General features: G+C 72.2%; 20 protein-coding genes. 11 read left to right on the top strand and 9 right to left on the bottom strand.

Features of this window, described 5'->3' with window-relative positions:
• Nucleotides 1-46: 46 nt before the first annotated feature.
• Both JAP66_RS09510 and JAP66_RS09505 read right to left on the bottom strand, forming a co-directional pair.
• On the bottom strand, nt 47-868 hold the full coding sequence (locus JAP66_RS09510; protein WP_199431274.1) for an alpha/beta fold hydrolase: 822 nt from the start codon (nt 866-868) through the stop codon (nt 47-49).
• On the bottom strand, nt 865-1,620 hold the full coding sequence (locus JAP66_RS09505) for an SRPBCC family protein (protein WP_199431273.1): 756 nt from the start codon (nt 1,618-1,620) through the stop codon (nt 865-867). The genes JAP66_RS09510 and JAP66_RS09505 overlap by 4 nt, the downstream gene beginning before the upstream one ends.
• 260 nt (nt 1,621-1,880) lie before the next feature.
• Here JAP66_RS09505 and JAP66_RS09500 point away from each other — a divergent pair, with 260 nt between their 5' ends.
• The 5 genes from JAP66_RS09500 (at nt 1,881) to JAP66_RS09480 (ending at nt 8,080) form a co-directional block, all read left to right on the top strand.
• Entirely contained in the window at nt 1,881-5,123 is a 3,243-nt protein-coding gene (locus JAP66_RS09500) for a family 78 glycoside hydrolase catalytic domain (RefSeq protein ID WP_199431272.1), read from the top strand.
• Between the two features lie 91 nt (nt 5,124-5,214).
• The gene (locus tag JAP66_RS09495; RefSeq protein WP_372448951.1) at nt 5,215-5,466 is read left to right on the top strand and encodes a helix-turn-helix transcriptional regulator; all 252 of its coding nucleotides are present in this window, start codon (nt 5,215-5,217) and stop codon (nt 5,464-5,466) included.
• A 126-nt stretch (nt 5,467-5,592) separates the two neighbouring features.
• Nucleotides 5,593-5,787, top strand: a complete 195-nt coding sequence (locus tag JAP66_RS09490; protein ID WP_199431271.1) for a PspC domain-containing protein — start codon at nt 5,593-5,595, stop codon at nt 5,785-5,787.
• Between the two features lie 88 nt (nt 5,788-5,875).
• Nucleotides 5,876-6,736 (top strand): glycoside hydrolase family 16 protein, encoded by an 861-nt coding sequence (locus tag JAP66_RS09485; RefSeq protein ID WP_199431270.1) that lies wholly within the window; start codon nt 5,876-5,878, stop codon nt 6,734-6,736.
• Nucleotides 6,737-6,820: 84 nt separating this feature from the next.
• A complete protein-coding gene (locus JAP66_RS09480; protein WP_199431269.1) occupies nt 6,821-8,080 on the top strand; it encodes an MFS transporter in 1,260 nt (419 codons plus the stop codon).
• Nucleotides 8,081-8,093: 13 nt separating this feature from the next.
• On the opposite strand, the gene JAP66_RS09475 is transcribed toward JAP66_RS09480, so the two are convergent.
• Nucleotides 8,094-8,714, bottom strand: coding sequence for an L-threonylcarbamoyladenylate synthase (locus tag JAP66_RS09475; protein WP_199431268.1), 621 nt, complete (start codon nt 8,712-8,714; stop codon nt 8,094-8,096).
• Nucleotides 8,715-8,818: 104 nt separating this feature from the next.
• Between JAP66_RS09475 and JAP66_RS09470 the strand changes: the two genes are divergently transcribed.
• The gene (locus tag JAP66_RS09470; RefSeq protein WP_199431267.1) at nt 8,819-9,652 is read left to right on the top strand and encodes an SAM-dependent methyltransferase; all 834 of its coding nucleotides are present in this window, start codon (nt 8,819-8,821) and stop codon (nt 9,650-9,652) included.
• A gap of 6 nt (nt 9,653-9,658) precedes the next feature.
• Here JAP66_RS09470 and JAP66_RS09465 read toward each other — a convergent pair whose 3' ends face one another.
• Nucleotides 9,659-10,537, bottom strand: a complete 879-nt coding sequence (locus JAP66_RS09465) for an alpha/beta fold hydrolase (RefSeq protein ID WP_199431266.1) — start codon at nt 10,535-10,537, stop codon at nt 9,659-9,661.
• A gap of 115 nt (nt 10,538-10,652) precedes the next feature.
• Between JAP66_RS09465 and JAP66_RS09460 the strand changes: the two genes are divergently transcribed.
• Nucleotides 10,653-14,042, top strand: coding sequence for an ATP-binding protein (locus JAP66_RS09460; RefSeq protein WP_199431605.1), 3,390 nt, complete (start codon nt 10,653-10,655; stop codon nt 14,040-14,042).
• Between the two features lie 70 nt (nt 14,043-14,112).
• Nucleotides 14,113-15,186, top strand: a complete 1,074-nt coding sequence (locus JAP66_RS09455; protein ID WP_235998901.1) for a carboxylate-amine ligase — start codon at nt 14,113-14,115, stop codon at nt 15,184-15,186.
• Nucleotides 15,187-15,199: 13 nt separating this feature from the next.
• On the opposite strand, the gene JAP66_RS09450 is transcribed toward JAP66_RS09455, so the two are convergent.
• The 4 genes from JAP66_RS09450 to JAP66_RS09435 form a co-directional block, all read right to left on the bottom strand.
• On the bottom strand, nt 15,200-16,528 hold the full coding sequence (locus JAP66_RS09450) for a M20/M25/M40 family metallo-hydrolase (RefSeq protein WP_199431264.1): 1,329 nt from the start codon (nt 16,526-16,528) through the stop codon (nt 15,200-15,202).
• 84 nt (nt 16,529-16,612) lie between these two features.
• Nucleotides 16,613-17,077, bottom strand: coding sequence for an SRPBCC family protein (locus JAP66_RS09445; RefSeq protein ID WP_199431263.1), 465 nt, complete (start codon nt 17,075-17,077; stop codon nt 16,613-16,615).
• A gap of 77 nt (nt 17,078-17,154) precedes the next feature.
• Entirely contained in the window at nt 17,155-17,928 is a 774-nt protein-coding gene (locus JAP66_RS09440; protein WP_199431262.1) for an ABC transporter permease, read from the bottom strand.
• Nucleotides 17,925-18,854, bottom strand: coding sequence for an ABC transporter ATP-binding protein (locus JAP66_RS09435; protein WP_199431261.1), 930 nt, complete (start codon nt 18,852-18,854; stop codon nt 17,925-17,927). The genes JAP66_RS09440 and JAP66_RS09435 overlap by 4 nt, the downstream gene beginning before the upstream one ends.
• A gap of 136 nt (nt 18,855-18,990) precedes the next feature.
• Between JAP66_RS09435 and JAP66_RS09430 the strand changes: the two genes are divergently transcribed.
• The 3 genes from JAP66_RS09430 (at nt 18,991) to JAP66_RS09420 (ending at nt 21,417) form a co-directional block, all read left to right on the top strand.
• Nucleotides 18,991-20,112: a sensor histidine kinase gene (locus JAP66_RS09430; protein ID WP_199431260.1), complete on the top strand. Its 1,122-nt coding sequence runs from the start codon at nt 18,991-18,993 to the stop codon at nt 20,110-20,112.
• A complete protein-coding gene (locus JAP66_RS09425) occupies nt 20,109-20,786 on the top strand; it encodes a response regulator (RefSeq protein ID WP_199431259.1) in 678 nt (225 codons plus the stop codon). Before JAP66_RS09430 ends, JAP66_RS09425 begins: the two co-directional genes overlap by 4 nt.
• A gap of 73 nt (nt 20,787-20,859) precedes the next feature.
• A complete protein-coding gene (locus tag JAP66_RS09420; protein WP_199431258.1) occupies nt 20,860-21,417 on the top strand; it encodes a dihydrofolate reductase family protein in 558 nt (185 codons plus the stop codon).
• Between the two features lie 300 nt (nt 21,418-21,717).
• Here the strand turns inward: JAP66_RS09420 and JAP66_RS09415 are convergent, their stop codons facing one another.
• On the bottom strand, nt 21,718-23,454 hold the full coding sequence (locus JAP66_RS09415) for a right-handed parallel beta-helix repeat-containing protein (protein WP_199431257.1): 1,737 nt from the start codon (nt 23,452-23,454) through the stop codon (nt 21,718-21,720).
• Nucleotides 23,455-23,456: the final 2 nt, after the last annotated feature.

The following is a 23,456-nucleotide window of genomic DNA, read 5'->3' as shown; positions in this document are numbered from 1 at the left end:
ATCCTACGAGAGGCCCCCGGCGCCACGGTCAGCTCGGGCGCTCCACTCACCCTTCCCCGAAGAACTCGGCCAGTGCCGGGGCCAGCACCTTGGCCTTCACCATGTGGGTCTGCCCTGGCAGCGTGCCGTAGCGCGCCGTCGGCAGCAGGTCCGCGAGCGCCTTCGTGCCGCCCCGGAGCCAGGCCGGGCTCTTGCCGCCGTCGAGCACCAGCACCGGAGCCGTGACCGAGGTCCACCGGTCGGGTGGCAGCGGCTTGCCGCCCTGCACGTCGCCGAGGACCGCGAAGTCGTAGGGAAGCGTGTGCGCGACCGACTTGAGCTTCGGCCACGCAGGCATGAACCGCATCAGGAAGATCGCGAACGCGGGGACCTGCACCACCTTCATGAACATCCTGATCGCCTCGCCCCGCCGCTCCTCCGCGACCGCCCGGTGCAGGTCGCGCACGAGCTCCGCGGAGACCGGCTCCCGGCTGCCGTCCACGACGAACGGCGGCTCGTACAGCGCCAGCCTGCGGACGGCGAGGCCGCGGTCGGCGGCTTCGAGCGCGAGCGCCGCGCCGGAGGAGATCCCGAAGACGTGTGCCGGGCCGCCCGCCTCCTGCAGCAGCGCCTCGATGTCCTCGATCTCGCGCTCGACCGCGTACGGCGGGGTGTCGCCGCTGCCGCCGCGGCCCCTGCGGTCGTAGGTGTAGACGGTGAAGTCCTTCGCCAGCAGCTCGGCGATGGGAGCCATCGGGCCGGAGGCGCGGAAGCACATCGCGCCGTCCACCAGGACGAGCGGCGGCCCCTCGCCCACCCTGTCGAACGCGATTCTGGTGCCGTCCTGCGAGGTGACGGTGCCCGTGGTCTTCGTCGTCTTGGTGGTCATCGGAGTGTCCTTCCGTCGTGCCGGTCGAGCCATGACCGCCAGGCCGACTCGGCTTGCTCGATGTCGATGGGGGAGAAGTACTGGTGTGCGGCGACCATCGGGCCGTTGAAGCCCCGGAGGAAGCGGTAGAACGCGTCTGCGGTGCGCACGCCGAGCGTGTGCTCGTTGGTGAAGTACACGATGCCCTCGACGGCCGTCCGGCCGTCCGGCGCGAGTCGCGCGCGGTCGCCCTCGGTGGCCGGTCCGCTCAGCCCGAGCCCACTCCTGAGCGCGGCCCACGCGCTGTCCCAGTCCGCCACCGGCGGACCGAAGACGGTGAGCGGCACGGCGGTGCGGCCTGCGAAGTGAGTGAGGTAGGTGACCAGCGTGCGGAAGAACATCTCGTTGCCGAGGGTCATCGCCTCGAACTCGTCCGCCCAGTCGTCGCCGGGGACGAAGCCGCTGGTGACCACGCGCAGTACGGAGCTGCCGCCTGCCCGGCCCTCGATGAGGAACTCGTACGCCACGAACCGCCCGTCCGCGGCCGGCTCGGAACCGTAGGCGAGCCGCTGTCCCGGCTGCCACGCGGTCACCGCCGACTCCGGCGTGTAGCCGCCGAAGGCCATGCGGACGGTGCCGCCCGCGCCTGGGCGTACCTCGTTGCGGCCCATGAACCACGAGTCGATGCCCGGGCCCGTGGCGATCGCCTCCCACACCTGCTCCGGGCTCGCCGGGACCTCGACTTCCTCGCTGGTCTCGAACTCGTGTCCCATTCCGGCTCCTCTCGGTTGCGGCAAACGATGCCACCGACAAATTAGATTGTCAATAACGTTGTAGTTGTCGGCTGGTGTCCGAAACCGGACAACTGGACCGCGACCCCGGCGAAATCGGGTTAGTCTCCCCGCTCGAACCCGGAACTCTCGACGGCGAGAACGGACGGCTACGGATTGAAACGATTCATCACAGAACGTGGCCGTTGTCCCCGGCGCTCGCCGCGACTTCGACCGGTCACTCCGACGGGGAGGCGGTGCGCATGAGCAGGGGTCTGAATCGACGTGGCTTTCTGCAGAACTCGGCCATCGGCGCCGGGGCTGGGGTGGCGGCCTTCGCGCTGCCCGCCGTTCCCGCGGCGGCCCGGCAGGAGGATGCCGGCAGGCTGCGGGTCGAGCGCACGACGGTGGAGTACGCCGACACGCTGCTCGGCACGGACGTACCGAAGCCCCGGCTCTCCTGGGTCCTCGCCGCGGGAGGCCACGGCGCCCGTCAGTCGGCCTACCGGATTCAGGTCACCACCGACGCCGGCAGACCCGGCGGCGTCTGGGACTCCGGCCGGGTGGAGTCCGCGAGGTCGGTGGGGATCGCCTACGCGGGTCCGGCGCTGCGGCCACGCACCCGCTACCACTGGCGGGTGCGAGTCTGGGACGCCGACGGGCGGCCGTCGGCGTGGAGCGCGACGCGCTGGTGGGAGACGGCGCTGCTGTCCACGCCGTGGCAGGCCGAGTGGATCGGCGCCCCGGCGCCGCCCGAGCCGCCCGGGTTCGACGGCGCGTCGTGGATCTGGTCGCCCGGCTCCACCTCCACCGGGGCGCCGGCCGGGCCACGCTGGTTCCGCGGCGGGCTCGACCTGCCCGCAGGTGCGACCGTCGCCCGCGCCCGGCTGGTGGCCACCGCGGACGACGACTTCACCCTCTACCTCGGCGGGCAGGAGGTGCTGCACGCGCCCGAGCGCGTCGACGGCTGGCGCACCGGACACTTCGCCGAGGTCACCGAGCAGGTCGGCGCGGCGGGTGACCGGGTGGTCCTCGCCGCGCTGGCCACCAACCGCGGCAACGCGTCCGTCAACCCCGGCGGGCTGCTCGTCCGGCTCATCGTCGAGCTCGGTGACGGGCAGACCCGCGAGCTGGTCACCGGCGCGGGCTGGCGGGTCACCGACAGCGAGCCCGACGGCTGGACCGAACCCGGCTTCGACGACGGCGGCTGGGCCGAGGCGGCCGTGCTCGCGCCCTACGGCGAGGGCCCGTGGGGCCGCGGGGTCGGTGTGGCCGCCCCTGAGCGCCCTGCGCCGTTGCTGCGCAGGGAGTTCACCGTCGAAGGGCCGGTGGCCCGCGCGCGGCTGTACGTCAGCGGGCTCGCCTACTACGACGCCGAGGTCAACGGCGAGCGGGTGGGCGCGCAGGTGCTCGACCCCGGATTCACCGACTACGGCAGGACCGTGCTCTACGCGACGCACGACGTGACCGGCCTGCTCCGCCGCGGCGGCAACGCGATCGGCGTGACGCTCGGCCGCGGCTTCTACGGCATGACCACGCCGAACGTGTGGAACTGGCACCGGGCGAGCTGGCACGGGGAGCCGCAACTGCTCGCACAGCTCGACATCGAGCACCCCGACGGCTCCCGCACCACCATCGGCTCCGGCGGGGACTGGCGGATGACCGAGGGACCCACCCTGTCCAACTCGCAGTACGCCGGGGAGACCTACGACGCGCGCCTGGCGCCACGTGGCTGGACGGAGGCCGGTTTCGACGACGGCGGCTGGCGGGCGCCCGAGGTGCGGACGGCGCCTGCCGGGGTGCTGCGCGCGCAGCAGCACGAGCCCATCGAGGTGATCGAGAACGTGCGGCCCGCCGCGATCTCCGAGCTGCGGCCCGGGGTGTACGTGGTGGACATGGGCCGGACCATGGCGGGCTGGACGAAGCTGTCGGTCAAGGCGCCCGAGGGCACCCGGATCGAGCTGGTGCACGGTGAGCGGCTGGCCGGCGACGGCAGCGTGCGCGCGGAGACCGGGCACGTGCCGGGGCGTTTCCAGCGCGACGAGTACATCTGCGCGGGCAACGGCACGGAGCAGTGGGAGCCGCGGTTCTCCTACAAGGGCTTCCGTTACGTGCAAGTCAGCGGGCTGCCCTCGGCGCCGAAGCCGGGCGACGTGCTCGGGAGGCTGGTGCACAGCGCGGTGCCGGAGACGAGCACGTTCCGCTGCTCGGAGCCGTTCTACGAGCGGCTCGACCACGCGATGCGGCGGACCGTGCTGAACAACCTGCACGGCATCCCCACCGACACGCCGATGTACGAGAAGAACGGCTGGACCGGCGACGCGCAGGTGGGCCTGCCGACGATGACCTACGCCTTCGGGATGGCCCGGTTCCTGAGCAAGTGGGCCGGGGACCTGGCCGACAGCCAGGACGACCCCGGGCAGTTGCCGGTGATCGTGCCGAGTGGTGGCTGGGGTTACAACGAGCTCGCGCCCTCGCCGGAATGGACCACCGTGTACCCGTTCGTGCTGCGCGAGATGTACCGGGTCTACGGCGACGAGCGGATCGCCGCGGAGCACTGGGAACCGCTCGTGCGCTACCTGGACTGGGAGATCGGCAGGTTGCGCGACGGGCTCGCCGTCACCGCGCTCGGCGACTACCTGCCGCCCGGGTACGGCGGTGTGCCGCCCGAGGACACCCGGCTGACCGCGACCGCGTACCTGTACCGGGCCCTGCGCGGCACGGCGGAGCTCGGCGACGTGCTCGGGTACGAGGACGTGGCGCGGCGGTACCGGTCGGTCGCCGACGGCCTGCGCGGCGCGCTGAACGCGGCGTTCCTCGGGCCGGAAGGGCACTACCGGACGGCGAAGGACCCGGACTACCGGCAGACGTCGAACGCGATCCCGCTGGCGTTCGGGATGGTGCCGCAGGGCGCGGAGGCGTCGGTGGTGGCCAGCCTGGTGGCCGACATCAGGGCGCGCGGCGATCACCTCAACACGGGTGCGCTCGGTACGAGCGTGCTGCTGCGCGTGCTCAGCGCGTACGGCCACTCCGACGTCGCGCACGCCATCGCCACCCAGCGCAGCTACCCGAGCTGGGGCTACTGGTTCGACCACGGCGCCGACACGATGTGGGAGATGTGGCACCTGGACTCCCGCTCGCGGGATCATTACTTCCAGGGCACCGTCACGCAGTGGCTGTACGAGAACGTCGCGGGCCTGCGGCCGGGCGATGCCGGATACGAGCGCTTCGTCGTCCGCCCGGACGCGCGAGCGGGTGTCGCCTGGGCGCGGACGTCGCTGGAGACCGTGCGCGGTGAGGCGGCCGCCGGCTGGTCGCGGGTGGACGGCGGGCTGCGCCTCACCGTGCGCGTGCCGGTGGGCTCGACCGCCGAGGTGCACGTGCCCGCGGCGCGCCGGGCGGACGTGACCGCGACACCCGCCGCGGAATTCGTGCGGACCGAGCCGGGGTTCGTGGTGCTGCGGGCCGGGCACGGCGAGTGGTCCTTCGGCACCACGAGCGCGTAGGCGCGGCCGTTGTTTCGGTTTCGTGGCTTGACACCCGATGTGTGCAGGCCGCAGGCTACTTCACAACGCGCTTTTTGAAACGATTTATTCCGTGCGCTGCGGCGCGGAAAGGGCGGAGCAGGAGAGCGGCGTGGTGATGATCGACGAGGGCACGGCGCTGGGTGAGGATGATCTGGCACTGCTCCGCCTGCTGGCCAGCGGCCTGCCGATCGAGGCCGTGGCCCGCAGGCTCGAGCTCTCCGACCGGACGGTGCGCAGGCGGATGCGCGCGATGTGCGACCAGCTCGGCTTCCGCACGTCGATCGAGACCGTGGTGTGGGCAGCCCGGCAGGGCCTCGTCTGAACGGACACGACCCCGATGCGGCACCCGTTGCGTTCAGCGCGACCGGTGCCACATTGGGGACATCTCGGGGACTTCTCCGGGGGCGTCCCTGATGCGAGGCGGCGTGCGGAGGCGCATCGTGGAGGCATGACCACGACGAGAACACTGGCGAGGCCCAGGCAGAACCGGATGATCGCGGGCGTCTGCGCGGGGCTGGCCGAACGCTGGGGCTGGCAGCCGAACAAGGTGCGGCTGCTGTTCGTGCTGTCCTGCCTGCTGCCCGGACCGCAGGTCCTCATCTACATCGCGCTCTGGCTCATCATGCCCGACCGCGGCCACTGAGCCCGCGCGGCGCCCGCCTGTCCGGTTCTGTCACCGAACCGGACAGGATGTTTGCGCATGTGGTCCAGACCATTGGACACTGAGGCGCATGATGAGCAGACCTGCACGCGCCCTTGTCACGATCCTGGCCGCCGCGGCGGTCACCGTCCCGGCGGGAGCCGCCGGCGCCGATCCCGGCCCGCCGGAGGGAGCCGATGCCGCCGCGGTCACCTTCTCCGACGACTTCGAAGGACCCGCGGGCAGTGCCCCGGACAGCTCCAAATGGCGGCACGAGATCGGTAACGGCCCTGATGGCTGGGGCAACTGGGAGCGCCAGTACTACACCGGCGGCACCGACAACGTGGCGCTGGACGGTGACGGCCACCTGGTGATCACTGCGCGCCAGGAGAATCCCGGCGGCTACCAGTGCTGGTACGGAAACTGCGACTACACATCGGCGAAGCTCACCACCGCGCAGACGTTCACGCAGGCTTACGGCCACTTCGAGGCGCGTATGAAGCTGCCGCGCGGGCAGGGCATCTGGCCCGCGTTCTGGATGCTGGGCGAGGACTTCGACCGCGTCGGCTGGCCGGACAGTGGAGAGATCGACATCATGGAGAACGTCGGCCACGAACCGGGGACGGTGCACGGCACGCTGCACGGTCCGGGCTACTCCGGCGGTGGCGGCATCGGCGGCGCGTACACCCTGCCAGGTGGGCAGCACTTCGCCGACGACTTCCACACGTTCGCCGTGGACTGGTCGCCCGGCCGGATCGCCTGGTCGGTGGACGGCACCGTCTACCAGGTCCGCACCCCGGCCGATGTCGGCGGGAACGACTGGGTTTTCGAGCACCCGTTCTACATGATCATGAACGTGGCCGTCGGCGGGGAATGGCCCGGTGACCCGGACGGCAGCACCTCCTTCCCGCAGCGCCTGGTGATCGACTACGTGCACGTGAGCGCCGGCTGACGCTCGTGAGTGCGCACGCGAGTTCTAACTCGCGTGCGCACTCACGAGGCTTGCCGGGGACGCTGAGCGGGTAGCCCGGATGCCGTGTCCGAGGGATCATCGACGCAGCACTCACGGCGGGGCGGCTCGCCGCTGAGCTGGTCGCAGCGCCGGTTCCTGCTCCTGCTTGGCGTGCCGGCGCTGGGGATCGCGTTCGCCTACACTGTCGTCACCACCTACGGGCCGGTGCTGCTCGGCAGGCTCGCCGGGCCGGCGACGATCGGGGTCCTCATCGGCAGCGAGGGCGTGCTGGCGCTGGTGCTCCCGGTGCTGGTCGGCGGCTGGTCCGACCGGCTGCGCACCCGGCTCGGCGGCAGGCTGCCCTTCGTGCTCGGCGCCACGGTCGTCGCCGCCGCTTCCCTCGTCCTGCTGCCCCTCTCGGCCGGGTCGCTGTACCTGGTCGTGCCCGTGCTGCTCGTGTTCTTCGCCGCCTACTTCACCTACTACGCGCCGTACTACGCGCTGTATCCGGACCTCGTCCCCGCCGAGGCCGCGGGCCGGTCACAGGGTTTCCAGGGCGGCCTGCGTGCCACGGGGTTGCTGCTGGCCCTGGCGAGCGGTGGCGTGCTGCTCGCGCTGTGGCGGCCGCTGCCGTTCGTCCTCGGCGCCGGGGCGGTCGTGGCCGTCACGGCGTGCCTGTTCCTGGGCATCCGCGGGCGTCTGGAGGGACACCCGCAGCGGGAGCGGGGCAGCGGTGCCGGCGCGGCACTGTCCCTTCTGCGCGAGGATGCCCGCATCCGGAACTGGGCCGTCGCCAACGCCTGCTGGGAGGCGGCGCTCGGCGCGCTGCGCACGTTCGTCGTGCTCTACTTCACCGTCGGGCTCGGCGTCTCGCTCAGCGGTACCTCGGGTGCGCTGGCGCTGGTCGGGTTCTCGGCCGTGCTGGCCGCGCCGCTGGCGGGCAAGCTCGGTGACCGCTACGGCGCTCGCCGGGTGATGGTGGTCGCCGTGGTGGCGTTCGCCGTGGGGCTGACTCCGGCGCTGCTGACCACGGACACCGCGTTCGTCACCGCGATCCTGCCCGTCGCCTTCGCCGCCGTGGTCCTGCTGACGCTGCCCTACTCCCAGCTGATGGGCCTGCTGCCCGAGAAGACCCGGCACGGCGTCGGCGCGGGGCTGTTCGGCCTCAGCCGGGGCGTGGGGCTGCTCGCCGGCCCGCTGCTGGCCGGGCTGGCGATCGAGGCGTCCAGCTCGGTGCCCGTGCTCAGCTTCGAGGAGACGAACGGATACTCGTCGGTCTTCGCCGTCGCGGCCGGTTTCCTCCTCATCGGCGTCTACTTCCTGCGGCGCACCGGTACGGAGTGAGCAGAGCGCGGCATCACTCGAAGCGGGCGGGATCACCGGCACCGTGCCGGACGACCTCGGCCTCGTCCTGCGAGAAGTCGATCACCGTGGTGGGGCGCGTGCCGCAGTCGCCCGAGTCGATCACCGCGTCGACGGCGTGGTCGAGCCGTTCCTTGATCTCCCAGCCCTGGGTCAGCGGCTCCTCCTCGTCGGGCAGGAGCAGCGTGCTCGACAGCAGCGGCTCACCGAGCTCGGCGAGCAGGGCCTGCGTCGTGGCGTGGTCGGGGATGCGGACGCCCACGGTCTTCTTCTTCGGATGCTGCAGGCGGCGCGGCACCTCCCGCGTCGCGGGCAGGATGAACGTGTAGCTGCCGGGGGTCGAAGCCTTGATCGCCCGGAAGACCGCGTTGTTGATGTGCACCAGCTGGCCGAGCTGGGCGAAGTCCTGGCAGACCAGGGTGAAGTGGTGACGGTCGTCGAGGGCGCGGATCGAGCGGATCCGGTCGACCCCGTCCTGGTTGCCCGGCCGGCAGCCGAGGGCGAAGCAGGAGTCGGTGGGGTAGACGATCAGTCCGTCGGCGCGCACGATGTCGACCACCTTCCGGATCGTGCGCGGTTGCGGGTTCTCCGGGTGCACGTCGAAGTACTTCGCCATGCCCGAACCCTACGGCCGATCTCCAGGTCGGACATCGGCCTGCCCCGGCCGGGTGGCAGACTGTGTCAGGTAACCGGGTGGTCCACGCGGAGGGAGCGGCCTCGATGGCGGCGAGTGGCGCCGACCGGCTGGCGGAGTCGGTGAACAAGGTGTCGGTGGGGCGCGTGTACGACTACCTGCTCGGTGGCGTGCACAACTACGCGGTGGACCAGCAGTTCGCCGAGGCGCAGCTGCGGAAGCTCCCGGAGATCAGGGACTTCGCGCGGTCGAACCGGGCGTTTCTGGGGCGCGCGGTGCGATTCGCCGTCGAGTCGGGCATCCGGCAGTTCGTGGACATCGGCTCGGGACTGCCGACGCAGGGCAACGTGCACGAGGTGGCGGACGAGGTGGCACCGGGTGAGTGCCGCGTCGTCTACATCGACAACGAGCCGATCGCGCAGGCGCACGCGGAGATCCTGCTCGAGCGGACCGCGGATCCCGAGCGGCACCGCGCGATCGACGCGGACTTCTTCGACGGTCCCGTGCTGTGGCAGCGCGTGGTGGACACGGGTGTGATCGACGTCCGCGAGCCGGTCGCGTTGCTGGCGGTGGCACTGCTGCACTTCATGCCGCCGGAGACCCGGCCGGAGCGGACTCTGGCCTTCTACCGGGACATGCTGCCCGCCGGCAGTCTGCTGGCGCTGTCGCACATCCACATCGATCCGTCCGACACCGCGACGCTCGCCGCGTCGGAGAAGGTCGTCGCCTCCTACCAGGAGGAGGCGAACAGCACGGCGCGGCCGCGCTCGCGGGAGGACATCGCCGCCTTCTTCGACGGTATGGAGCTGGTCGAACCCGGCCTGGTGTGGCTGTCGCAGTGGCGCCCCGCAGGGCCGGACCCGTACCGGGAGGAGCCCGAGCGCTCCCGCGGCCTGGCCGGCGTCGCGCGCAAGGTTTAGGACGCACTACCTGGCGAGCAGGTCACGCAGGGCCTTGCCGACCTCCTCGGGAGCCTCCTCCGCCATGAAGTGCCCGCAGGAGACGGTCCTGTGCTCCAGGTCCGGCGCCCAGGCGCGCCACCGGGCGGCGGCGTCGAAGCCGAGCGCCGCGCCCCAGTCCTGCTGGAGCACGGTCACCGGCATCCGCAGCCGGTTACCGGCCCGCAGGTCGGCCCGGTCGTGTTCGACGTCGACGGTGGCCGACGCGCGGTAGTCGGCGACGATCGACGGGATGGCCGCACGGGACGCCTCCAGGTAAGCGGCGCGAACGTCGGCGGGGATGGCGTTCGGATCGACGGCCCAGGCGTCGAGGAAGTAGCCGAAGAAGGCGTCCGCCGAGCCGCTGATCATGGTCTCGGGCAACCCGGGCGGCTGTGCCATCAGGAAGAGGTGGAAGCCCACCGCCGCGGAGGTGCCGTGCAGCACGTCCCACATGTCGAGGGTCGGCAGCACGTCCAGCGAGGCCAGGTGGGTGATCGCGCCGGGGTGGTCGAGTCCGGCGCGGATGGCGACCAGGGCACCCCGGTCGTGGCCGGCCAGCGCGAAGCGCTCGTGTCCGAGCGTGCGGGCGAGGGCGACGACGTCGGCGGCCATCGTGCGCTTGGCATAGGCCCGCCCGCCGGGGTCGGCCGGTTTGTCGCTGTCGCCGTAGCCGCGCAGGTCGGGGCAGATCACCGTGTGGTCGGCGGCCAGGTCGGCCGCGACGTGCCGCCACATCAGGTGGGTCTGGGGGAAGCCGTGCAGCAGCACGACCGGGCTGCCCGAGCCGCCCACCGCGACGTTGAGCGCGACGCCGTCGGCGACGGTGACGCGCCGCTGGGCGAACGCGCTGATCTTCGATTCCATGGTTGTGCTCCTGCGGGTCCGTTCGACTCGTACACGGCGACTCTGCGGGCCGCCGATCAGCTCCCGGTCAGCGCCGGCTCAGCCGGGCCCGAGCGGGCGGCTAGGTTGTCCGGTGATGGTCGGTTTCCGCGTGCTGGGCCCGCTGGTGGCCGAGAACGAGCACGGCCCGGTCGGTCTCAAGGGCCTGCGGCATCGGGCCGTCCTGGCCCGGCTGCTGGTCGCCAGGGGCCGCGTGGTGCCGGTCACGTGGCTCATCGACGACCTCTGGGACGACCCGCCGGAGGGCGCCCTCGGCGCCGTGCAGACCTTCGTCGGCGAGCTGCGGAAAGTCCTCGAACCCCGGCGCCGGCCCCGTACACCCGCCCGGCTGCTGGTTACGACGCCGCCCGGCTACGCGTTGCGCGCCGAGCCGGAGGAGGTCGACGCGTGGCGCTTCGATGCGGCGGTGGCCACCGCCGCGGAGCTCCTCGGCGACGACGAGGCCGGGCGGGCCCTCGCGCTGCTGGACGAGGTGCTCGCACTGTGGCGGGGACCCGCGTACGCGGAGTTCGCCGAGCAGGACTGGGCGCGCGGTGAGGCGGCCCGGCTGACCGAGCTGCGCTCGCTGGCCGTGGAACGCCGTGCCGAAGCGGCGCTGGCACTGCGGCGGGCGGCCGAGGCAGTGCCTGACCTGCGGGCCCACGTCGCGGCGCATCCGCTGCGCGAGGACGGCTGGCGGCTGCTGGCACTGGCGCTCTATCGAACGCAGCGGCAGGGCGAGGCGATGACCACGCTGCGCCGCGCGCGCGAGATTCTGCGAACCGAGCTCGGGGTGGACCCCGGCGAGGGCCTGCGCAGGCTGGAGGTGGACATCCTCGCCCAGGCGCCCCACCTCACCGCGCACCCCGTCCGGCAGCCGCGGGCCCGTACGGAGGTTCCGGTGGACCGGCCCCTGCCGGTCGAGCGCCCGTTCGTCGGCCGTACCGGCGAGCTGGCCGAGCTCACCGAAGCCGCGGCGGCCGTCGCGTCGGCGGCCCGGCCGCGACTGGCCCTGCTGTCCGGAGCGGCCGGGGCGGGCAAGACCGCGCTGGCCGGTGCGCTGGCCGAACGTCTGCGAGCCACCGGCTGGACCACCGCGTGGGGTGCCTGCCCTGAGCTTCCCGGCGCGCCCGCGGACTGGCCGTGGACACAGCTGCGGGCGGGCCTCGCGGCGGCCGGGCACGAACAGGCGTTCCCGGACACGGAGCCCGGCGACGGCAAGGACGACGACTCGATCGCGGCGAGATTCCGCCGGCATCGGACGATCGGTTCCGGCCTGGCCACGGTCACCGGACAGGGCCCGGTCCTGCTCGTCCTCGACGACCTGCACTGGGCCGATGAGGACACGCTCGCACTGTTGACCTCGATGGCCGCCGATCCGGCCGCCGGAGCCGTGTTGATCGTCGGCACCTACCGGTCGACGGAGGTCTCCACCGGGCTGGCCGGGGCGCTGGGCCGGGCCGCCCGTGTGGAACCGGTCCGGATCCGCCTCGGGGGACTGACCGAGCCGCAGGTGGCGGAGATGGTCCGGGCAGGCGGCTACGGCGAGCCGACCGGCGCCGACATCCGGGCCATCCACGCGCGCAGTGCGGGGAACCCCTTCTTCGTGCGGGAGCTCACCCGGCTCTGGGGGGCCGGGGGTGGCGCGGCCCTGCACACCGTGCCGGCCGGTGTCCGGGACGTCATCCGGCATCGCCTGGCCGGGCTCACCGATACGGCGCGAACCCACCTGCGCCAGGCCGCGGTGCTCGGCGACGAGGTCGATCTCGATGTGCTGATCCGGCTCGCCGGGGACGAGGAGGAGGTCCTGGACTCCGTCGAGTCCGCAGTGCTCGCGGGCTTCCTGGTCGAGCCGGCCGCCGAGCGCTTGCGGTTCGCGCACGTGCTGGTGCGGGAGACGCTCTACGAGGACAGCACACGCGCCCGCCGTGCCCGGTGGCACGCCGCGGCCGCCGGGATCATCGAGGTGGTCCGGCCCGGTGACGTGGAGACGGTCGCCCACCACCTCCTTCGAGCGGGAGACCGGGCCACCGCTGCGCGAACGGCGCACTACGCGCGCGCCGCCGCCGAACGAGCGGAGCGCCGGTCCGCGCCGCACGAAGCCGCACGCCTGTGGCGGGAGACGATCGCCGCCCTGGATCGCTCGGGCACCGACGCCGAGGGCCGCCTGGATGCGCTCATGGGCATGGTCCGGGCACTGGCGGTGACCGGTGAGCTCGGGCGGGCGCGGCGGCACCGGGCCGAGGCGGTCACCGCCGCGGAGGCGCTCGGTGATCCGGTGCTGACCGCCAGGGTGATCGGCTCCTTCGACGTGCCCGCGATCTGGACGACCAACGACGACGAGGCCCTTTCCGCCCGCGTGGTGGCGGCGGCCGAACGCGCCCTGCCGCTGCTGCCCGCCGACCGCGAGGCCGAACGCGCACGGCTGCTGGCGACCATCGCGATGGAGCGGCGCGCCGACACCGGGCGGCGCGGTTACCTGGCGGCGCGGGAGGCCGAGATGATTGCCCGTCGGCTGGGGGACGCCGGGCTGCTGGCCTCCGCACTCAACGGCCGTTTCCTGCAGAGCTTCCACCGCGCCGGGCTCGCACCCCAACGGGCCCGCATCGGCGAGGAACTGCTCGGCCTGGCCGGCCACCACGGCCTGGTGACCTTCGAGGTGCTCGGGCACCTGATTCTCGTCCAGGCTCGCGCTGCGCTCGCCGACCTCGCAGCCGCCGACCGGCACGCCGCCGCGGCCGACCAGCTCGCCGAACGCCACGAACTCCCGCTCGTCGGCGTGTTCACCGAGTGGTACGCGGCGCTCCGGCTCGCGGTGGGCGGCCGGACGGACGAGGCGCGAACGGCCTACCGCGCGGCCGCCGACCGGCTGGCCGGCACCGGGATGACCGGCCTGGCCGAAGGGATCCTTCCGCTCGCGCTGCTCAGCCTCGACGCCCCTGGCGCCGCGTCCGGCGAGCAGGCGGGCGCCGACTGGGGGCCGCACGAGGGCTGGGCCCGCCCGCTGGTGCTGCTCGCGCAGGGCGAGCACGAACAGGCGCTCGCCGCCGCGCGCGCCATTCCCGACTCGCCGCGTGACCTGCTCTTCGAGGTCAGGACGTGCCTGCACGCGGTGTCGGCCGTCCAGGCCGGAGACCGGGAGACGATGCGACGCCTGCACGCTCGGCTGCTCCCGGCGGCGGGCGAACTCGCCGGGGCGGGAAGCGGCCTGCTCTCCGTCGGCCCCGCCGCGCACTACCTCGGCGACCTCGCCGCCGCGCTCGGGTGGCACGACGAAGCCGTGGAGCACTACCGGTGGGCAGAGGTGATCGCGGAGCGTGCGCGGGCACCGCACTGGGCCGCCGCGGCCCGCACGGCACTGCACCGGCTGAGCGAACCTTGTCCGGCCGAGGACTGGCTCTCCCGCGACATGCAAGTCCACAGCGGACAGTTCGGGCCGCTATCGGCACGGCACGCGCACCCGGCGGCGAACCCGCCGGGTGGGTGAGGGCGACCGGGCGGGTATGCCTGTTTCGACCCGGCGAGAGAGGCTAACCGTAACGATGATCGGGCACGGATTGACGGTAGGCGTCGAGGAGGAGTTCCTGCTCGTCCGGCAGGACGGGCGGCTCGCCCGGTTCGGTCCGGAGGTCGTGGGCGCAGCCGAGGAGCCGGATGGCGAGCTGCAGGAGGAGATCACCCGGAGCCAGGTCGAGCTGGCGACCCCCGTCTGCGCGAGCGGCGACCAGCTGCTCGCGCAGCTGAAGCAGCTCCGGTCGGAGCTCGCCGCCAAGGCCGCGGCCAGGGGGTTGCGGGTGCTGCCGAGCGGCACCCCGCTGCTCGCGGAAACCGAGTCGGCCGGCATCACCCCGCGTGCCCGTTACGAGCGGATAGCGGCCTTCTTCGGCGCGATCGCCAACGCCGCCACGAACTGCGGCGCTCACGTGCACGTGAGCATCCCCGACCGCGCCACCGGGATCGAGATCAGCAACCGGCTGCGGCCGTGGCTGCCGGTGCTGCTGGCGCTGACGGCGAACTCCCCTTACGTCGACGGCGTGGACAGCGGCTACAGCAGCTGGCGCTACGTGCGGTGGGCACTGTGGCCCTCGGCGGGGCCGCCGCCGATGTTCGAGTCGCTGGCGCACTACGAGGACAGCGTGGCGGCGATGTTGCGCGCCGGGGCGATGGTGGACCGGGGCATGGTCTACTGGGACATCCGGCCCTCGGACACGCAGCCCACGCTGGAGTTCCGCATCGGCGACGTCGCCGTCACGGCCGAGCAGTCCGCCCTGCTCGGGATCGGCGTGGCAGGGCTCGTCGCGCGGGCCATGGACGACATCGAGCGGGGAAGGCCCGCGTCGCCGTTGCGCCAGGAGGTCCTGCGGGCCTTCCTGTGGCGTGCGGCCAGGGACGGCCTGGCCGGGTGGTGCCCCAGCCCGCTGACCGGTGAGCTGATGCCGGGCCGGGACGTCCCGGGGCTGCTCGCCGAGAAGCTCCGCCCGGTGCTGCGGGGCCCGGATCTCGACCTCGCCAGGTTCGTGCTGCGCAAGCTGGCCGTCGAGGGCTGCGGCGCTCAGCGGCAGCGGGCCGCGTACGCGCGGAACAACAGGCTCACCGACGTCGTGGACGAGCTGGTGTGGCGGCCGGCCTGAGTCCCGCGTCCGCTCAGCAGTGGGCCAGGAAGTGTCCCAGTGTCCGCGCGCCGAAGCGAAGTCCCTCCACCGGCACCCGCTCGTCGACGCCGTGCGCCATCGCCGCGTAGGGAAAGCCCTTGGGCAGCCACAGCGGGTCGAACCCGTAGCACTCGATGCCCAGCGGCGTGAAGACCTTGGCATCGGTGCCACCGCCCATGCAGTAAGGGACCACCACGGCCTCCGGGTCCTCGGACCGCAGCGCCTGCGCCATGGCGGTGAACCACGGCGAGTCCAGTGAAGCCTGGACAGGCGCCTGCCTGGCCACGAACTGCCGCTCGATGTGGGGCCCGAGCAGGTCGTCGACCTCGGTCAGCAGGTCCGCCTCCGTGCCGGGCAGCACGCGCGTGTCGACGTGCGCGGTCGCCTCGCTGGGGATGACGTTGACCTTGTAACCCGCGTCGAGCATGGTCGGCGTGGTGCTGTTGCGAACGGTCGTCTCGGCCAGCTTGGCGGCGGGCCCCAGCCTGGCCAGCGTCCCGTCGACGTCGGAAAGGTCGACATCGACACCCAGCGCGTCGCCGGTGCGAGCGAGGAACGCCCGCACGATGGGGGACAGCGTGACCGGCCACTCCTGTGCGGCCAGCCGGTCCAGCGCGCCGATCAGCCGGACGACGGCGTTCTCGTCGTTGCGCCGGGAACCGTGACCGGCCCGGCCCCTGGCGGTCAGCTTCAGGTGCGCGGTTCCGCGCTCGGCCGTGCCCACCGGGTACAGCCGCACGTCGCGCCCCTCCACGTCCGGTGTGTGGAAGGTGTATCCGCCCGTCTCACCGATCGCCGCCGCGCAACCCTCGAACAGCCGGCGGTGCTCCCTCGTGAGCCACTGTGCGCCGAGCTCGCTGCGGTCCTCCTCGTCGGCGACGAACGCCAGCACCACATCGCGGCGGGGCCGGGTGCCGGTGGCGGCGAACCACCGCACCACCGACAGCGCCATCGCGCAGAAGCACTTCATGTCCACGGCACCCCGGCCCCAGAGCTGCCCGTCGCGCACCTCGCCCGCGAACGGCGGCACGGTCCAGTCCGCCGACTCCGCGGGCACCACGTCGAGATGCCCGTGCAGCAGCAGCGCCGGTAACGAGGAGTCGGTTCCCGGCAGCCGCGCGACGAGGTTCGCGCGTCCCGGCGCGGACTCGTAGATCGCCGGCTCGACGCCCGCTTCGCCGAGCACCTCGGCGGTGAACTCGGCCGCGGCCCGCTCGCCCTCCGCGTCGCCGTTACCCCGGTTGGTGGTGTCGAAGCGGAGCAGTCGCGCGCACAGCTCAACCACGTCGGCGTCGGCGGTACCCTTGCTTCGAACATCCATCGTCATCCACCGTAGGCGCCGCTTCCGACGTCGGCGAGTGAGCGCGGTCGCCCAGCATCCCGCGCCCTGCCGGTACCGCGCGCCCTACGTGCCCCCGCCCTGCAGGACGTGCGGCATACCGTCCCGCCCGGAGACGACCTTCCCGCGCCACGCGCCGGTCTCGCTGCCGCGGCGCTCGATGTACTCTTTGAACGCCGCGAGGCCGTCCTCGACGAACCTGTCGACCGAGTCCGGGGTTCCCTCCGGCACGACGGCCTCGACATCGATCCGGCAGCGCTCGTCGTCGGTCCGGTGGAACGTGACCGTGCCGCTGTGCTCCGGTCCCTGCGCCGAGCGCCACGAGATCCGCTCGTCCGGTACCTGGTCGGTGATGTCGATGTCGAACGTGTGCCGTCCCTCGACGTCGGCCCGCCCGTGCAACTGGGTGTCCGTGCGCTGGAGCAGCTTCTCGACACCGTCCACGAAACGTGGAAACGTCTCGAACTGGGTCCACTGGTTGTATGCGGTGCGCGCAGGCACGCGCACGTCGATCGAGTGCTGGATGATCATGATGGTGCTCCTCGACATGGTCATCCGGGGACTACCCGGTGAGCGCCGTCCCACACCGGTCGCACCGGGCGCGGGCGTCAGCTCCACCGGAACAGCCTGGCCGCGGCACCCCCGGCGAGCACGGTCGTCGCGGCGAGCGCGGCGAGTTGCCCGCCCGCGGGACCGGCCCCGGTCCAGCAGGCGCTGAGCACGTCCAGTCCCGCGCCGTACGGCAGATAGGCGCCGGCGGTGGCGAGCCAGTCCGGCAGGTTCTGCCTGCCCCCGAAGCCGCCACCCAGCGCGAAGAGCGCGAAGAACGCGACCAGGCCGATGGCCACGGAGGCGTTGGTGGTCGGCGAGACGGCCGCCACGAGCATGCCGATCGCGTACATGGCGGCCGCCATGAGCAGGAACACCCCGACGGCGCCGAGCAGCTGGCGGGGCGGTGAGACATCGAAGGCGAGCCGGGCCAGCCCCAGCGCCAGGGCCACGCCGAGCAGCGACTGGGCGAGGCTGACGAGCACCTGCGCCACGAGCACCATCACCGGGTGCGCCGGGGTGACCGAGAGCCTGCGCAGCACCCCGGTCGTGCGGTAGGCGGCGAGGAAGGACGGCATGTTCACCACGCCGATGAGCGCGACGACCATCGCGATGGTCAGCGGCACCACGTAGGCGTCCAGCGCGGGCAGGCCACCGAACTCCGGGATGCCCGCGCGGTCCGCGCCCAGCCCGTTCATCACCATGATGAGCATCGGCAGGCCCAGCGGGATGATCAACCCGGCCGTATCCCTCGCGACGAGCTTGCCCTCGGTCAGGGTGAGCAGCGCCCAGGCGCCCGGGCCGGGACGGACGGCGTGCCTGCGGTCGGTCATCGCTCGGCCTCCTCGTCGTTCCGTTCGGGCATGCGGCCGGTGATGGCGAGGAACGCATCGTCCAGAGTGGGCTGTTCGTGCCGGGTCCCGGTCGCGTCCACCCCTTGCCGCGCGAGCTCGGAGGTCACGGCGTGCAGGAGGTTCCCCGTGCCGCTCACCACCGTCTCGCCCCGCCGGGTCGTGACCTCGGTGACTTCGGTGAGCCGCGTCAGCGCCGCCCGGTCGTAGGGCTCGGTGGCGCGGAACCGCACCCGCTGCCCCGTTCCCGCCCTCGCGATCAGGCCGCCCGGCGTGTCCAGGGCCACCAGCCTGCCGTCGTCGACGATCGCGATCCGGTCGCAGAGCCGCTCCGCCTCGTCCATGAAGTGGGTGACCAGCAGCACCGTCACGCCGGAGTCGCGGATCTGCTCGATGAGGTCCCAGATGTTCCTCCGCGCCTGCGGGTCGAGACCGGTGGTGAGCTCGTCGAGCACCGCGATCCTCGGGTTTCCGACGAGGGCGAGCGCGATGGAGAGCCGCTGGGCCTGGCCGCCGGAGAGGCTGTCGAAAGCCGTCCGTCGCTTGGCGGTCAGGCCGAGATCGGTGAGCAGGCGTTCGGGATCGACGCCGTCGCGGTAGAAGGAGCGGTACAGCCGCAGTGCCTCGCCGACGCGGAGCTTGTCGGGCAGCATCCCGTGCTGTAGCTGCACCCCGAGCACCTGGCGCAGCTGCGCCCGGTCCCGTAGCGGGTCGAGGCCGAGCACCTCGACCCGGCCGGCGTCGGGTCTGCGAACACCCTCGATGCATTCGACGATGGTCGTCTTGCCCGCGCCGTTGGGTCCGATGAGGCCGAATATCTCACCTCGCTCGACGCCGAAGCCGACGTCGTCCACGGCGACGGTGTCGCCGTAGCGCTTGCGCAGGCCATCGACCTCGATCACGGCCATGGGCACCTCCGGTACGTGTTTCCTGGGGCACCGACGCTAGGAGCCGGACCCGTCGCCGTCGGGTGCCGGAGGTCATGATCGGTGCCCGTGACTTCCGGCACGGGCACGGCGGCGGCGAGCTTTGTAGTCTGGCCGGATGAGCGAGTCGCGGCTCGAGACGTGGGGTGCGGCGAGCCTGGTCGTGGTGTGCCTGCTGGTCGGGGCACCGGTGCTGGTGAGTGAGCTGACCGGTGGTGACCTGACCACCGGCCCCGGCTGGCTGTGGTCGGCCTGCTACGTCGGCTACCTCGTGCTGCTCGGGCTCATCTTCACCGACTCGGCGTTCGCCCGGCTGCATCCGGTGCGGCTGCTCGTCGCGCTCACGCTGTGCGGCGCGGGTGCCGTGCTGCTGGCTCCCCGTGCCGGATGGACGCCGATCCTGCTGGTGTTCGTCACCGCGTTCGCGGCCCACATCGCCTCCCGGCGCGTCACCCTCGTGCTGCTCGTCGCGAACAGCGGGCTGGTCGCGCTCGTCGCCACGATCAACGGCGGCGGGCCGGCCGACGCGGTACTGGGGGCGCTCATCTACGCGATGCTCCAGGCCTGTTCGGTGTGGGCGGTGTGGAGCCAGCTACGGGAGGCCGCCGCCAGCGAACGGCTCGCCGTTGCCAACACCGAGCTGAGGGCCGCGACGGCCCTGCTCGCGGAGTCGAGCCGCTCGACCGAACGGCTGCGCATCGCGCGCGAGCTGCACGATCTCGTCGGTCACCAGCTCACCGCGCTAGTGCTCGAGCTGGAGGTCGCCGCCCACCGCGAAGGGCGCGACGCCGCCGAGCACGTCTTGCGTGCCAGGGGGCTGGCCAAGGACCTGCTCGGCGATGTGCGGACCGCCGTCGGCGAGCTGCGCGCGCGGCCGCCCGAGCTGCGCGAGGCGTTGCGGGAGATCGTCGCGGACCTGCCGCGCCCCCGGGTGCACCTCACCGTCGACGAGGACGTCGAACCGGACGAGGCGTGCGCCGCCACGCTGATCCGTTGCACGCAGGAGGTCGTCACCAACGCCATCCGGCATGCGGAGGCGGAGAACCTCTGGATCCACGTCGGTCACTCCGGCAGTGGCGGGATCACGCTCAGCGCGCGCGACGACGGCCGGGGTGTGGTGCTGCTGCGGGCCGGGAACGGGCTGACCGGCGTGCGCGAACGGGTGGAACAGCTCGGCGGTGCGGTGTCCTTCGACGGCCGGTCCGGCTTCCGGCTCGACGCCACGGTGCCCGCACCATGATCCGCGTGTGCGTCGTCGACGACCAGACCATCGTCCGCCAGGGCATCCGCAGCCTGCTGGAACTGTCGTCCGAGGTGACGGTCGCCGGGGAGGCCGCCGACGGCGACGAGGCGCTGGCGATCCTCGCCACCGATCCACCCGATGTGCTGCTGCTCGACCTCCGGATGCCGGGCCGCGACGGCATCGCCACGCTCACCGCCATGCGGGCGCGCGGCGTCGAGCTGCCCACGCTGGTGCTGACCACCTTCGACGACGACGAGCTGGTGCTGCGTGCACTGCGCGCCGGCGCGCACGGATACCTCCTCAAGGACGTCACCCTCGACCAGCTCATCGGTGCCATCCGCACGCTCGCGGCCGGGGAAACGCTCGTGCAGCCGGCGCTCACCGAACGGCTCGTCCGCTCCGCCGGGCAGCTGCCGAGGCAGGAGGAGATCGACGACCTGCCGCCGCTGCAGCCGCTCACCCGGCGCGAGCAGGAGATCCTGCGGCTGCTCGCGGGCGGTTACGTCAACCGGGAGATCGCCTCGGCGCTGCACCTGGCCGAAGGCACGGTGAAGAACCACGTGTCCAGCCTGCTCACGAAGCTGGGTGTCCGGGACCGCACCAGAGCGGTGCTGCGCGCCCTGCAGCACGGGCTGCTCACCCCCGGCGGCGGGATGCCGGCCGATCGATGAGTTTCGGGTCGTGCGGAGGTCAAAACCTGCAGGACCGCCGGCGGACTGACGCGTTCGTACCCGAAGGAGACACATGGCAAAGCTCATCTACTCGATGATCACCTCGCTCGACGGCTACGCCGAGGCGGCGGAGGGGGACCTCGGCACCGGGGCCGACGACCAGGAGGTGCACACCTTCATCAACGACCTCTTCCGCCCCGTCGGCACGTACCTCTACGGCCGCCGGATCTACGAGACGATGGTCTACTGGGAGACCGCGCACACCGAGCCCGACCAGCCGCCGCACATCCTGCAGTACGCCCGCGACTGGCAGGCCGCGGAGAAGATCGTGTACTCCACGACGCTCGAGTCGGTGTCCAGCGCGAAGACCAGGATCGAGCGGACCTTCGACCCGGACGCGGTGCGCAAGCTCAAGGCCGAGGCTGATCACGACCTCACTGTCGACGGCCCGAACCTCGCGGCCCAGGCGATCGCGGCTGGCCTGGTGGACGAGTACCACCTGTTCATCACCACGAGCGTGGTCGGCGGCGGCAAGCGGTTCTTCCCCGACGGCGTGCGCCTCGATCTCGAGCTGGTCGAGGAGCGTGCCTTCGACAGCGGACTGATCTACGCGCGCTACCGGACCCGCTGACGCTGCCGGCGGCCGATCCTTGATGTGCTCACCGTCCGTGTCTGCCGCTTTCACCGGAAAGGTACCCGAACAGGCGTTCGGCTCTGCGTAGGGTGAGGGCTGCGCGTCGGCGTGAGGCGGAAGGCCGGTACAGGGCCGCGATGCGCCGGAACACCTCGAAGCGCACGCGCTCGGGGTCGGCCACGACCATCGGCAACGAACTGGCAAGCAGCCACCGACGGCTACCGTCACCAACGCCGTCCGTGTCAGTCGCGTGCCTCCAAAATGGTCATGAGCGGGTTCAGGACTGCGGACACTCGTTCATCGCACGCGGACGCGCCGGAGTCCCGCACGAGCCTGGATCGCGGCCGTGGCCGCGTCGAGCTCGCCCTCGTCGGCGAGCGTGACGTTGTCCTCGTAGGTGACGCCCGCGGGCACGGCGTCACTGCCCAACGGGTCGGCGTCCCAGAAGTTGCCCCGGTAGACGACGTGCTCCAGCGGCGGGCTGACCTGCAGGACGGCGGTGTTGTCCGCACGGGCGACCACGTTTCCCTCGACCGTCACCCACGAAGCCCCGTAGTCGGTGTAGAGGGCGAAGTTGTACGGCGTGCGCGTGTCCCTGATGACGTTGCCACTGACCACCGCGCCGTTCTCCTGCGAGTCGCCTTGCGGGCCGCCGACGTAGATGCCGCCACCGTCTGCCAGCACTCCCATGGTCGCGGTGGTGAGGTTGCGCAGGATGCGGGTGCCTTTTCCGGGACCCGCGATGATGCCGCAGTGCGGGACGTCGGAAACGTGGTTGCCGACGACGGCACAGTCCACTGTGTTCATGAGCGCGATGCCGGGGGAGCCGGAGTAGTCCAGGCCGATGCGCCGGATCAGGTTGTCCTCGATCAGTGCGTTGCCGCTGCCGGTGACCGAGGCGGCGGAGGCGGCGAGGGTGTCGAAGTCGCAGCCGCGCACCGTGAGGTCCGCGCCACCGGTCGCGCCGAGGCCCGTGGCACCCAGCCGGGTGAAGCGGCAGCCCTCGAACCGCGTGGCGGTGGTGCCGTCGAGGCTCACGCAGGCGGGGATCGTCTCCGACTCCGTCGGGACCGTCACCCACGCCTCTCCCTCCACCACGACCACCCGGTCGATGCCGCCGCCGTCGTAGTAGGCGTTCCCGTGGTAGTGCAGAAAGCCCCGGTCGCTGCTGGGGCGTAGCCAGGTGGCGTCGGCGAAGGTCAGTCCCCTGAACGAGACGTCGCGGGTGCCGGTGGCGCGCAGCAGCGTCTCCAGGGCGGGGGCCACCACCTGGGTGCGTGCCAGGTGCTCGCCGGGACGGGGGAGGTAGTGCAGGACGTGCCGGCCGGGGCGGGAGCGGTCCAGTGCGAACGTGCCGGGCTCGGTGAGGAAGGCCAGATCGTTCTCCACCCGCGTCGGCAGGTCGGGGCCCACCAGCACGTGGCCCTCCCAGGCGGAGTTGTAGAGGTCCACGGCCCGGGAGAAGGCGGGTTGCGACATGGTGACCGTGGCGGAGTCGCCGTCGCGGGCGACGGCCGCGACACCGCAGCGGGCCTCGGTCCAGGGATAGATGCCCCGGTAGACGAACTCGACCCCGGCCGGGTCCTGCCAGTCCAGCGGAGCCGAGCTATCCGTGACGTAACCGGTCCCGGTCCTGCTCGCGGTGCCGGGAAGTCCGTCGATACCGGCTCGTTCGGCCCTGCGACCGTCCACATAGAGCTGACGTGTTTCCAGGTCGCCGACCTCGGCCAGCCACCTGCCATCCCGCTCCTGCCAGCCGGTGATCACCCGGCCACCGCTGACGACGGCCTGCTCCTGGTCGCCGGTGCCGTATCCGTATGCCTGGTAGGTGATCCGGTGGCCGTCCCGGCCGGAGTCGTCCTCGGTGAGCTCGAGGGGCCCGGCGAGAACGTGCGTGCCCGTTCGCAGGTGCACCACGACCTCTCCGCTCGCCTCCCTTGCCGCGCGTTGTGCGCGGTGCAGCGTGCCGAACGGACGCTCCGGAGTGCCCGGGGCGGAGTCGTCCCCGGCCGGGGAGACGTGGAACTCGGTCATGA

The sequence above is a fragment of the Qaidamihabitans albus genome (assembly GCF_016464705.1).
Lineage (GTDB): Bacteria > Actinomycetota > Actinomycetes > Mycobacteriales > Pseudonocardiaceae > Qaidamihabitans > Qaidamihabitans albus.
This window is presented reverse-complemented; position numbering and strand designations above follow the sequence as displayed.

Excerpts from the sequence above, each read along its gene's own strand:
- JAP66_RS09510 (WP_199431274.1), bottom strand. The coding sequence starts at position 868 with ATGACCACCAAGACGACGAAGACCACGGGCACCGTCACCTCGCAGGAC.
- JAP66_RS09505 (WP_199431273.1), bottom strand. The coding sequence starts at position 1,620 with ATGGGACACGAGTTCGAGACCAGCGAGGAAGTCGAGGTCCCGGCGAGC.
- JAP66_RS09500 (WP_199431272.1), top strand. The coding sequence starts at position 1,881 with ATGAGCAGGGGTCTGAATCGACGTGGCTTTCTGCAGAACTCGGCCATC.
- JAP66_RS09490 (WP_199431271.1), top strand. The coding sequence starts at position 5,593 with ATGACCACGACGAGAACACTGGCGAGGCCCAGGCAGAACCGGATGATC.
- JAP66_RS09485 (WP_199431270.1), top strand. The coding sequence starts at position 5,876 with ATGATGAGCAGACCTGCACGCGCCCTTGTCACGATCCTGGCCGCCGCG.
- JAP66_RS09475 (WP_199431268.1), bottom strand. The coding sequence starts at position 8,714 with ATGGCGAAGTACTTCGACGTGCACCCGGAGAACCCGCAACCGCGCACG.
- JAP66_RS09470 (WP_199431267.1), top strand. The coding sequence starts at position 8,819 with ATGGCGGCGAGTGGCGCCGACCGGCTGGCGGAGTCGGTGAACAAGGTG.
- JAP66_RS09465 (WP_199431266.1), bottom strand. The coding sequence starts at position 10,537 with ATGGAATCGAAGATCAGCGCGTTCGCCCAGCGGCGCGTCACCGTCGCC.
- JAP66_RS09460 (WP_199431605.1), top strand. The coding sequence starts at position 10,653 with ATGGTCGGTTTCCGCGTGCTGGGCCCGCTGGTGGCCGAGAACGAGCAC.
- JAP66_RS09450 (WP_199431264.1), bottom strand. The coding sequence starts at position 16,528 with ATGGATGTTCGAAGCAAGGGTACCGCCGACGCCGACGTGGTTGAGCTG.
- JAP66_RS09445 (WP_199431263.1), bottom strand. The coding sequence starts at position 17,077 with ATGATCATCCAGCACTCGATCGACGTGCGCGTGCCTGCGCGCACCGCA.
- JAP66_RS09440 (WP_199431262.1), bottom strand. The coding sequence starts at position 17,928 with ATGACCGACCGCAGGCACGCCGTCCGTCCCGGCCCGGGCGCCTGGGCG.
- JAP66_RS09435 (WP_199431261.1), bottom strand. The coding sequence starts at position 18,854 with ATGGCCGTGATCGAGGTCGATGGCCTGCGCAAGCGCTACGGCGACACC.
- JAP66_RS09430 (WP_199431260.1), top strand. The coding sequence starts at position 18,991 with ATGAGCGAGTCGCGGCTCGAGACGTGGGGTGCGGCGAGCCTGGTCGTG.
- JAP66_RS09425 (WP_199431259.1), top strand. The coding sequence starts at position 20,109 with ATGATCCGCGTGTGCGTCGTCGACGACCAGACCATCGTCCGCCAGGGC.
- JAP66_RS09420 (WP_199431258.1), top strand. The coding sequence starts at position 20,860 with ATGGCAAAGCTCATCTACTCGATGATCACCTCGCTCGACGGCTACGCC.
- JAP66_RS09415 (WP_199431257.1), bottom strand. The coding sequence starts at position 23,454 with ATGACCGAGTTCCACGTCTCCCCGGCCGGGGACGACTCCGCCCCGGGC.